Below are 9,943 nucleotides of genomic sequence, written 5' to 3'. Positions count from 1 at the left end.
GAGATATGGTGATGCTTTCCTTGAGAGAAAGGTTGCCTCACGGTGCATTGACTATGCGTCGCTCGTCGCGTTCTACGAGGAAGGAAGCACCCTTTGCGTCGCTGCGCGAACTGACAGCGACCTCTTATTCTTGCATCCGGCCAGGCCTGATGTTCCTCCATACACGGGTAGCCTCATATGGGTGAGTTCCGCGCGTAAGGGGAATACTCCCGCTGGGGCGGCGGCGCAGATGAGCCAGGTGGCCGCGCTCATGCGCTTTTTGAATTCACCCTTGGCATATACCGCAGTGAAGGATGATCTCCTGAGTAAGACGAGCCGTCTCATTCCAGCCCCAGATGGGGTTGGTCAACTCGAGACTTACACGCTGCGCGATTACAGTGAGGGGTTGACGGGCCTGTTCTGGCGCAACTTCTACGGCCCTCTGTTCGCCGAATTCTTCGGAGAGCGGCTTCGTTCGCTGCCCGGTGAGTTCAAGCAGGAACTGAGCGACGGCATCACGCTGGTCCAGCCCTACGAACTACCGACCGAGGCGGGAACACCTGAAGGCATGGCGCGTGAGCGGCAGATCATCGCTCAGCTCGGCCCCGAGTGCTTCTACGACCACGAGCACCATCGCAAGCCGACGAGAGTGCCTGAACTGCCCGCCACCTGGTTTCACTGACACCGAACCGGCAGGCTCCTCCAGGATATGGCTCCCCAGACTCCTCTCACGCGGCTCGGCTCGCGGAGTTCTCGGGCACCGCCACGCGGGGCTGTGAGGTCGGCGCCGGAGCCTTGCGGGTGATGAGCATCACCGCCACGAGGATGGCCGTCATCGCGACGAAGGCGTACGGGCCCGGCGTCTCTCCGCCCAGGCCCATCCCCAGCAGCATCGCCACCACCGGGTTCACATACGCATAGCTGGTCGCGAGCGCCGGCCGCGCATGCCGCAGCAGGTAGCCATAGGCGCTGAACGCGATGAGCGAGCCGAAGCCCACCAAATAGAAGAACGCCGCCAGCGCCCGGGTGTCCGGCACGGCGGGCATGCGCTCCCCGATGGCGAAGCTCGCCGCCACCAGCATCGCGCCGGCGCACAGCATCTGCGTCGCCGTGGCCATCAACCCCTTCGGCATGGACGGGCTGTGCTTGCCCCAGATGGAGCCAAACGCCCAGCTCACCGGCGCCAGCAGCAGCGCCAACACCGCGCCCCAGTGCTCACCCAACTCGCCCCCCTTGTTCAGCAGGACGATGCCAAAGAAGCCCAGCGCCAGGCCCCAGCGCTCGGCCCGGCCTGGCCACACCCCGTCATACAACCCGCCGAACAGCGCCGCCCACAGCGGCATGCTGCCCACCACCAGTGCCGCCACTCCCGATGGCACCCACTGCTGGGCGAACGCCACGCACCCATTGCCAATGGCGAGCAACAGGAACCCCGTGAAGGCCCCCGCCCGCCACTGCCGCCACGTGGGAACAGGCATGCCCCTCCAGCGCAGCACCGCGTAGAGCAGCGTCCCCGCCAGCGTGAAGCGCAGACCTCCCAGCAGCAGCGGCGGGAAGCCTCCCTGCAGCGTCCACCGGATCCCCAGGTACGTAGAGCCCCAGATGACGTACAGCGCGAACAGGCAGAAGAGGAGCAACCCCTTCTGCGGATCCGCGGGCGTGGACTCAGCGTGAAGCGAAGCGGAGAGCGAGGGAGCGGTCGAGGACAAGGCGCCGCACTTCTAACCCGTCAAACTCCCCCAGGCGATGTGCGCTCCTGGACCCGAGGGCAGTTGAATCCCTCCGCGACCGGCACAGTTCGCCGCCCCGTCAAAGCGGGTACACCTTCAGTCCCGACAGCCGGCACATCTCGTAGATGACGTCCATGCGCTCGAACAGAGGCAGGGGCTCCAGCAGCACCCGAGCCTCCAGGCGCCCCATGCTCAGCAGGTCCACCTCTCCCTCCTCCACCGTGTGGTACACGGCATAGTTGGCCCGCACCGAGGTGCGCCCCCCGCGCGGCGCCTCCACCTGGACGTTGGTATAGAGATGGCGGCAGGCGTAGGGAACGGTGGCGTGGGAGCGCAGCAAGGTGTTCACGCACTCCTCCAACTGGTTCTTGGAGGTACAGTGCATCAGCGCCACGGGGATGTTCTGGACCAGGTTCTCCCGAGGGATGAGCCGGTAGTGCCCTCCGTCGGTGAAACAGCGCGGCCAGTGCTCCAATGGCCCGTCATCCAGGCACGTGGCGTAGCGGTACAACAGGGACTCAGCGGCGTGGCGGACCTCGAGAGCGTCGTCGTACATGGGGCTTCATCTCAAGCCACCTGCCCCCCTGGCTTCAATCGGGCAGAGCGCGAAAAAGGGCGGCCCGGGCGCTGCCGGGGCTTGACGGGCGGCAGGCAGGCTGCCAGCCGCCCTGGGATTGAACCGACCCGGAGACCTCCTTAGACTTTGAGGTGTCCTCGAGGTGCGTCCTGCCCGAGAGGACAGCCGGCTGTCTGGAGCGTGATCTGGGATGTCGGAAGAGCTTGGTGAGCGAGAGAAGGAAGTCCTGCGCGCCGTCGTGCAGGAGTACATCACCACCGGGGGCCCGGTAGGTAGCCACCACCTCAGCCGCAAAGCGGAGTTCGACGTCTCCTCGGCCACCCTCCGCAACGTCCTGGCGGACCTGGAGGAGCTGGGCTTCCTGGAGAAGCCCCACACCTCGGCCGGCCGCGTGCCCACGGATCGGGGCTATCGCTTCTACGTGGACACGATGGTGCGCTTGAAGGAGCCAGCGCCCAAGGATCGGGAGCTCATCCACGCCGGGCTCGTTCAGGAGACCAGCCTTGAGGAGACACTGGGAGAGGCCAGCCGCATCCTCCACTCGCTCACTCGGCACGCCAGCGTGGTGATCACGCCGCGCCCGGAGGCGGCGGTGTTCTACCGGGTGGAGTTCGTCCGGCTGCGCGAGGACCGCGTGCTCGCCGTGCTCGTGGGCAACAACGGGCAGGTGCAGAACAAGGTCCTCACCGTGGATTTCCCCGTCACCTCGGACGAGCTGCTCAAGGCGTCCAACTACCTCTCGGAATTGCTGCGCGAGGTGCCCTTGGAGGAGGCCCGCGAGCGCATCCGCCAGGAGATGGATCAGGAGCAGGCGCTCTACAACGTGCTGACGGCCAAGGCGCTCAAGCTGGGCGCGGCCGCCACGGATCTCCAGACGCCCGAGGCTGGACGCGTGCGCATCGAGGGCACCGGCTCCTTCCTGGAGCAGCCCGAGTTCGCGGACGTGGAGCGCATGCGCGCCCTCTTCAAGACGCTGGATGAGAAGCACAAGCTGCTGCAGTTGCTCGATCGCGTGCAGCGCGCCCGGGAGATGCAGATCTTCATCGGCGCGGAGAGCGAGTTCTCCGCCGCTGGTGAGCTCACGGTCATCGCCAGCCCGTACGGCAGCCGCGAGCAGGTGCTTGGCTCGGTGGGCGTCATCGGGCCCACGCGCATGAACTACCAGCGTGTCATCCCCCTGGTGAACTTCACCGCCCAGGTGCTCTCACGCGTGCTGGAGCAGAGCTGAGCAGCTGCGCTCGCGCCTTCCGCGTATAGGATGGCCCCCTTCCATGGGGAACGGGTGAAGAGCATGACATGGCGCAGCGGGGTGGCTCGTGGGGCGCGGTGGACCGGTGCGCTGCTGGCCATCGCCCTGGTGGCCACCCTCGCGGATGCATGGACGGCGCTGGGGAGCCGGGCCACGGGAGAGCGACGCGCGCGGATGGAGCGCTCACCGCAGTGGAAGGATGGCCACTTCGAGAACCCGCAGCCGCTCAAGAACGATCTCTGGGGTTCGATGGCGGCCCTTCAGGAGACCAGCCCCGATGTGAGCCCCCGGGTACCGGTGCCCGCGGTGGCGGGCGATCGCCAGCGCTTCGTCACGCCGCCCACCACGGGCCTGCGCGTCACGTGGTTCGGGCACTCCTCGGTGCTGGTGGAGATCGACGGTCATCGCGTCCTCACGGATCCGATCTGGAGCGAGCGTGCCTCTCCGCTGAGCTGGGTGGGGCCTCGGCGGTGGTACTCCCCGCCCGTTCCGTTCGCGGAGCTTCCCAACATCGACGCCGTCGTCATCTCCCATGACCACTATGATCATCTCGACCAGGGAACGATCTCGGCGATGAAGGATTGGAACACCACCTTCATTGTGCCGCTCGGGGTGGGAGCGCACCTGGCCTCGTGGGGAGTGCCCGAGGCTCGCATCGTGGAGCTCGACTGGTGGGAACGGACGCGCGTGGGTGGGCTCGAGATCGTCTGCACGCCCGCGCGCCATGCATCGGGGCGGAACGTGATCGACAAGGACGCGAAGCTGTGGGCGGGCTACGCGGTCCTCGGGCCCCGGCACCGCGCGTACTACTCGGGCGACACGGGACTGCTGCCGGCGATGAAGGACATCGGCGAGCGGCTGGGGCCCTTCGACGTGACGATGATCGAGGTAGGGCAGTACCACCGGACGTGGCCCGACTGGCACATTGGCCCCGAGCAGGCGGTGCTCGCGCACCAGTGGGTCCGGGGACGTGTGCTGCTGCCGGTTCACTGGGGGCTGTTCGCCCTCGCCATGCATGGCTGGACCGAGCCCATCGAGCGCGCGATCGCGGCGGCCGGGAGCTCGGGCCAGATGGTCATTGCTCCCAGGCCGGGCCAGAGCGTCGAGCCGGGCGCCCCACCTGCCTTCGAGCGCTGGTGGCCGGAGCTGCCCTGGAAGACAGGGGCGCAGGACCCCATCGTCTCCACGCAGCTGAACTGAGTGGCGCGGTAGGGGTGCGCACGTCCACGCAGTGTCTGCTACCTAAGGCCAGGACTTCCGTTGTGATTGAAAGCTGAAACAGCACCTGGCCCCGCCGCCATTGCTCGGGGCCAGGGTTCAGCCTAAGCGGGGCCCCCATGAACGTGACTCATGGAGCCCCCGTCTCTCCGACTGTGGCTCCGGAAGGCCCGCGCCGCATCACGCTCCTGGCGCTGGGGGCGTTGGGCATCGTCTACGGGGACATTGGCACCAGCCCGCTGTACGCGCTGCGCGAGTGCTTCACCGGTGAGCACGGCATTCCCGCCACCCACGACAACGTGCTGGGTGTGCTCTCGCTCATCTTCTGGGCGCTCTTCGTCATCATCTCGGTGAAGTACCTGCTGTTCGTCATGCGGGCGGACAACCGGGGCGAGGGCGGAATCCTCGCGCTCATGGCGCTCGTCATGCAGCGGCCCAAGGGCAGCCGGGAGCCTCGCCAGGGCCGACCGCTGCTGTGGATGCTGGGGCTGTTCGGCGCGGCGCTGCTGTACGGGGACGGGCTCATCACCCCGGCCGTCTCGGTGCTGGGCGCGGTGGAGGGTTTGAGCGTCGCAACGCCTGTCTTCCACTCCTATATCGTCCCCATCACCCTGGTCATCCTGCTGGCGCTCTTCCTGGTGCAGCGGCATGGCACCGGGGGAATCGGCATCGTGTTCGGGCCCTTCATGTGCCTGTGGTTCGTCGTGCTGGCGGGGCTGGGGGTGAAGGAGCTGGTGGTCAACCCCGCCGTGCTATGGGCGCTGTCTCCGGTGCATGGCGTCCGCTTCCTGCTCGAGCATGGCAGCCACGGCTTCCTGGTGTTGGGCGCCGTCTTCCTGGTGGTGACGGGCGGCGAGGCGCTCTACGCGGACATGGGGCACTTCGGCTACCGGCCCATCCGCCTGGCGTGGTTCGTGCTGGTGCTGCCGGCGCTGATGCTCAACTACCTTGGGCAGGGGGCGCTGCTGCTGAGGGATCCCGAGGCCGCGCGCAACCCCTTCTACCTGCTGGCGCCTTCATGGGCGCTCTACCCGCTGGTGGTGTTGGCCACGGGCGCCGCGGTGATTGCCTCGCAGGCGCTCATCTCCGGGGCCTTCTCGCTCACGCGGCAGGCGATGCAGCTGGGCTACTGCCCGCGCATGGAGGTGGTGCACACCTCCGCCGAGGAGATGGGGCAGATCTACATGCCCGGCCTCAACCTGATGCTGCTCGTCGGCGTCGTCCTCATGGTGTTGGGCTTCCGCTCCTCGAGCGCGCTGGCGGGCGCCTATGGCATCGCGGTGACGGCGACGATGGGCATCACCACGATGCTGACCTATGTCGTGGCGCGCGAGCGCTGGAACGTGAGCCGGGCCGTGGCCATCCCGATCGCGGGACTCTTCCTGGTGGTGGACCTGGCCTTCTTCGGAGCCAACGTCGTGAAGATCACCGAAGGGGGTTGGTTTCCCCTGTCCCTGGCGGCGTTCATCTTCACGCTGATGACGACGTGGAAGCGCGGGCGGGAGATCCTGGCCGGCAAGCTGCGCGTGGCCAGCATGGATCTGAAGGATCTGCTGGAGGGCTTCAAGGGCGAGCACGCCCCGCTGCGGGTGCCGGGCACGGCGGTGTTCATGACGGGCAACCCGGAGGGCTCCCCGCCAGCGCTGCTGCACAACCTGAAGCACAACAAGGTGCTGCACGAGCAGGTGGTGCTGTTGACGATCCTCGCGGAGGACGTGCCGCACGTGCCCTCCGAGGAGCGCGTGGAGGTGGAGCATCTGGAACAGGGGTTCGTGCGGATGATCGCGCGCTACGGCTTCATGGAGAACCCCAGCATCCCGGACATCCTCAAGCGCGGGCGCGAGGAGGGGCTGCAGTTCCAGTTGATGAGCACCTCGTTCTTCCTGGGGCGAGAGACGCTCATCCCCGCCAAGAAGCCGGGGATGGCGGCGTGGCGCGAGTCGCTCTTCGCATGGATGAGCCGCAACGCACGCAGCGCCACCTCCTACTTCCGCATCCCGCCCAACCGCGTGGTGGAGCTGGGCACCCAGGTGGAGCTGTAGGCTCAGTGCTTGGTGGGCTCGGCCGGCGCGGGTGCGTAGACGCGCAGCGCCGAGGGCACCACCTCGAAGAGCATCGGGGTGTGGCCGATGAGCTCCCCGTCCGCGTTCATCTCCTGGGACGGCTCGGCCTCCACGTACAGCCGTGAAGTCCTCAGGTAGGTGACGGCCGGGTGCTCCACGTGCTCCCCGCTCCGCAGGGACATGGCCACGCGCGCCAGCGTCGCGAGATCCTCGAGCTGGCCCAGGCCCGTGCCTTCCCTCCCGGACTCCGAGGAGGGAGCGGTGATGGTGTAGACGTGCAGCCGGTGATCATCCAGCGCCGCTTCCGGAGCCACCACGTTGCCCGCGCCGTGGTAGCGCCCGTTGCCCACCACGAGCTGCAGCACGTCCAGCTCGAGCGACTGATCATCGGCCTTCATCCGCACGCGGAAGGGCTGCTGCTCCCGGAGATGGGAGACGGCGGCCACCGGGTAGGCGAGCTTGCCGATGCGCTGCTTGATGCGCTTCGTCAGCCGCCGAGCGATGGTCGTGGCCAGGCCCATGCTCGCCGCGTTGAGGAACGGCCTGCCATTGGCCAGACCCACGTCCACCCGCGCCGTGAAGCCCTCGGCGATCACGTCACAGGCGGCCTCCAGGTCGGCGGGGATACCCAGGGAGCGTGCGAAGTCATTGCCCGTCCCCAGGGGCAGCACGCCCAGCGTCACGTCCCGGCCGAGCAGGTGGGACACGGCGTTGCTCACCGTGCCGTCTCCTCCGCCCACGAGGATGCGCCGCACGCCGTGCTCCACGGCCTCGATCAGCAGCCGGGGCATCCAGTCGGGGCTCGAGAGCGCATGGCTGCCCAGCAGCGGAACGCCGCGCGCGGCGAGCGCCTCCCGGGCCGCCTCGAAGGCCTCCCGGCCCGAGCGGGACTTCGTATTGACCACCAGCACCGCGGGCCCGTCCTCGAGGGAGCGGCGCTTCGGCGGCGCGATGAGTGCTGTTTCCAGTGGATCCTCCTTGCGAAATGCTTCAGCGAGACTCTTCGTCCTCGGGCGCCGCGGGCATCCCCGCCTCGCCCCAGGGCCAGTTGCGCGGAGACGCCTCGAAGCGAGCGAGCAGCTCCGCCGGATCCTTCATCAACACCCGGCAGCCCGCGGCGCGCAGGTCATCCTCCGGGAAGCCTCCACACAGCACGCCCACCGTGGGAATGCTCAGCTTGCCTGCGGCCAGCGCGTCATATGGCGTGTCTCCCACGACGACGGTGGTGGCCACGTCTGGATTGCCCAGCCGCTTCAGGGCGGCCTCGAAGATGTCCGGGTGGGGCTTGCTCTTGTCCACCTCGTCCTTGCTGGTGGCCTCCTCGAACAGGCCGTGGATGCGGCACAGCTTCACGTAGTGCTCGAGCTCCTCCTTCTTGGCGCTGGAGGCCAGGGCCACGTGCCGCCCCTCCTTCTTCAGGCGCTGGAAGAGCTCGCGCACCTTCGGGAAGGGGCGGATCTTCGGCAGGAAGTCCTTGAGGAAGAGCTGGGTGCGGTACTCCTCCAGCTCCTTGCCGAACTGCGCCAGCTCCTCGTCATTGAAGAAGACGGGGATGAGCTGATCAGCGCCCTTTCCAATCTGGCTCCGCACGTGCGCGAAGGGCACGTCCCGGCCGAACTCCAGGAAGGCTCGGCGCCAGGCCTCGGCATGCTCGTCCACCGAGTCGACCAGCGTGCCATCCACGTCGAAGATGACGTTCTGCACCATTCCCCGTACCTCCGCTCCGGAAGGTGGGAACGGTGCGGCCGGGGGGCAAGGCGCAGCGCTACTTCCCGGCGGCGTTCGTCAGTGTCTTCGTCTGCACGGTGTAACCCTCGGGAGCCACGAGGGTGAAGGTGTCATTGGGCAGCGTCGGGTTGAGCTCCACGGTGGAGAGTGTCGTCTCGCCAAACCTGGCGCCGTTGTTCCAGCGCGTGAGCTTCTGGGGGACGCAGAGCTCGATCGCCTTCTCGCAGTGCTCCTCCTCGACGCGAACCTCGACGATGGTGCCATCCCCCAGGCGCGTCTGCTTGCCCAGGAAGTCCAGCGAGGGCCAGCGCAGCGTGTACGCCAGCTCCACGCTCCCGGCGCCGGGCTCGTTCACCTTCGCGGTGAGCTCCACGGCCTCGGGGGCGCGCGCGTTCGAGCTCTTCTTCACGTGCAGGTCCGACGGCAGCAGGGGGGGACGGAAGCCTTCGGGGGTGAAGGGCGAGAACGTCTCCGTGAGGAAGCCCGCGCGCTGCTCCGGCGTCAGCTCGTTCTGGAAGGTGGTGAGGCGCTTCTCCGTGTCGCTGAGCTCGAAGAGGCGCTCGCCGTCCCACGAGAAGGTGCGGGAGATGGGAGCGCCCAGCGAGCCGCGCATCTTCTGCGGTGCGCGATAGGCGAAGGTGATGGCCACCGGCTCCGAGCCCTCCTCGCGAATGCTGCCCTCGAGCCGGTAGCTGGTCAGCCGCGCGTCGCGCTCGGACAGGCGCCGCTTCACCTCGGCCAGCAGCGCGGTCTCCTCGGACTGCTTGCTGCAGCCCACGAGGGTGAGGAGGGCGAGGGACAGGACACAGGCGCGCATGGGGAGGCCGGAGACAGCAGGGGTGGAAACGAAAGAAGGCCCCGCTGTTGCCAGGGGGCCTTCCAAGAGACAGCAACTTCGCGGGGCTTACTTGACGGCGACGCCGAACGCGGAGGAGCTGGTCACGCCGATGATGCCGCCGAACAGGGCGTAGATGCCGTGACGGGGGGTGGTGCCAGCGCCCTTCAGGTCCACCTTGGAGGCGCCCATGGCCTTGGCCTCGGCAACCAGGAGCTTGTTCACCACGGTGTCGAGGTCGCTCTGGACCAGGTCGACGATGTGGAAGATGGCGGTCAGGCCCAGGGCGTTGGCCTGGACCACGGCGACGGCCTCGCCACCGTTGGCGGAAATCTCGGCGCCAGAAACGACGGCGCTCTCGACGCTGGTGCAAGCCACGAGGCTCATCGCGGCAACGGCGGACAGAATGGCCTTCTTCATTTGTATTTCCCTCCCAGAGAGTTGGCTTGTGAGGAAGTGGAGAGAGGGATCAACCAATCGAGCCCCCCCTTGAGTCATCGCCCCTCAAGCGCGCGCGGTTCGTAGCAGGTTCAGGCTCAGAGTCAAGATCAGTTCAGGGCAGAA

The 9,943-nt window shown here is 67.5% G+C and carries 10 protein-coding genes; 4 read left to right on the top strand and 6 right to left on the bottom strand.

Features of this window, described 5'->3' with window-relative positions; translation table 11 throughout:
- On the top strand, window positions 1-661 hold a 661-nt coding region (locus KY501_RS06510; RefSeq protein WP_224361690.1), incomplete at its 5' end, for a hypothetical protein.
- Window positions 662-707: 46 nt separating this feature from the next.
- Here the strand turns inward: KY501_RS06510 and yedA are convergent.
- Entirely contained in the window at window positions 708-1,688 is a 981-nt protein-coding gene (gene yedA / locus KY501_RS06505) for a drug/metabolite exporter YedA (protein ID WP_224361689.1), read from the bottom strand.
- A gap of 100 nt (window positions 1,689-1,788) precedes the next feature.
- Window positions 1,789-2,265, bottom strand: a complete 477-nt coding sequence (locus KY501_RS06500) for an aromatic-ring-hydroxylating dioxygenase subunit beta (protein WP_224361688.1) — start codon at window positions 2,263-2,265, stop codon at window positions 1,789-1,791.
- Between the two features lie 211 nt (window positions 2,266-2,476).
- Between KY501_RS06500 and hrcA the strand changes: the two genes are divergently transcribed.
- The 3 genes from hrcA (at window position 2,477) to KY501_RS06485 (ending at window position 6,795) form a co-directional block, all read left to right on the top strand.
- On the top strand, window positions 2,477-3,514 hold the full coding sequence (hrcA, locus tag KY501_RS06495; protein ID WP_224361687.1) for a heat-inducible transcriptional repressor HrcA: 1,038 nt from the start codon (window positions 2,477-2,479) through the stop codon (window positions 3,512-3,514).
- 63 nt (window positions 3,515-3,577) lie between these two features.
- Complete coding sequence (locus KY501_RS06490; RefSeq protein WP_224361686.1) at window positions 3,578-4,735, top strand: MBL fold metallo-hydrolase; 1,158 nt, start codon at window positions 3,578-3,580, stop codon at window positions 4,733-4,735.
- A 137-nt stretch (window positions 4,736-4,872) separates the two neighbouring features.
- Entirely contained in the window at window positions 4,873-6,795 is a 1,923-nt protein-coding gene (locus tag KY501_RS06485; RefSeq protein WP_224361685.1) for a potassium transporter Kup, read from the top strand.
- Window positions 6,796-6,797: 2 nt separating this feature from the next.
- On the opposite strand, the gene KY501_RS06480 is transcribed toward KY501_RS06485, so the two are convergent.
- The 4 genes from KY501_RS06480 to KY501_RS06465 form a co-directional block, all read right to left on the bottom strand.
- A complete protein-coding gene (locus tag KY501_RS06480) occupies window positions 6,798-7,727 on the bottom strand; it encodes a lipid kinase (protein WP_224361683.1) in 930 nt (309 codons plus the stop codon).
- Between the two features lie 79 nt (window positions 7,728-7,806).
- Window positions 7,807-8,523, bottom strand: a complete 717-nt coding sequence (locus KY501_RS06475) for an HAD family hydrolase (protein ID WP_224361681.1) — start codon at window positions 8,521-8,523, stop codon at window positions 7,807-7,809.
- Between the two features lie 58 nt (window positions 8,524-8,581).
- Window positions 8,582-9,361 (bottom strand): hypothetical protein, encoded by a 780-nt coding sequence (locus tag KY501_RS06470; RefSeq protein WP_224361679.1) that lies wholly within the window; start codon window positions 9,359-9,361, stop codon window positions 8,582-8,584.
- 87 nt (window positions 9,362-9,448) lie between these two features.
- Window positions 9,449-9,799 carry a hypothetical protein gene (locus KY501_RS06465; RefSeq protein ID WP_224361677.1) on the bottom strand — a complete coding sequence of 117 codons (351 nt, stop codon included), beginning with the start codon at window positions 9,797-9,799 and terminating at the stop codon, window positions 9,449-9,451.
- Between the last annotated feature and the right edge of the window lie 144 nt (window positions 9,800-9,943).

This window comes from Hyalangium versicolor, from assembly GCF_020103695.1.
GTDB classification, from domain to species: domain Bacteria; phylum Myxococcota; class Myxococcia; order Myxococcales; family Myxococcaceae; genus Hyalangium; species Hyalangium versicolor.
Note: the sequence above shows the minus strand (reverse complement) of the source record. Positions and strands in the feature narration are given on the sequence as shown.

Excerpts from the sequence above, each read along its gene's own strand:
- KY501_RS06500 (WP_224361688.1), bottom strand. The coding sequence starts at position 2,265 with ATGTACGACGACGCTCTCGAGGTCCGCCACGCCGCTGAGTCCCTGTTG.
- hrcA (WP_224361687.1), top strand. The coding sequence starts at position 2,477 with ATGTCGGAAGAGCTTGGTGAGCGAGAGAAGGAAGTCCTGCGCGCCGTC.
- KY501_RS06490 (WP_224361686.1), top strand. The coding sequence starts at position 3,578 with ATGACATGGCGCAGCGGGGTGGCTCGTGGGGCGCGGTGGACCGGTGCG.
- KY501_RS06485 (WP_224361685.1), top strand. The coding sequence starts at position 4,873 with ATGAACGTGACTCATGGAGCCCCCGTCTCTCCGACTGTGGCTCCGGAA.
- KY501_RS06475 (WP_224361681.1), bottom strand. The coding sequence starts at position 8,523 with ATGGTGCAGAACGTCATCTTCGACGTGGATGGCACGCTGGTCGACTCG.
- KY501_RS06470 (WP_224361679.1), bottom strand. The coding sequence starts at position 9,361 with ATGCGCGCCTGTGTCCTGTCCCTCGCCCTCCTCACCCTCGTGGGCTGC.
- KY501_RS06465 (WP_224361677.1), bottom strand. The coding sequence starts at position 9,799 with ATGAAGAAGGCCATTCTGTCCGCCGTTGCCGCGATGAGCCTCGTGGCT.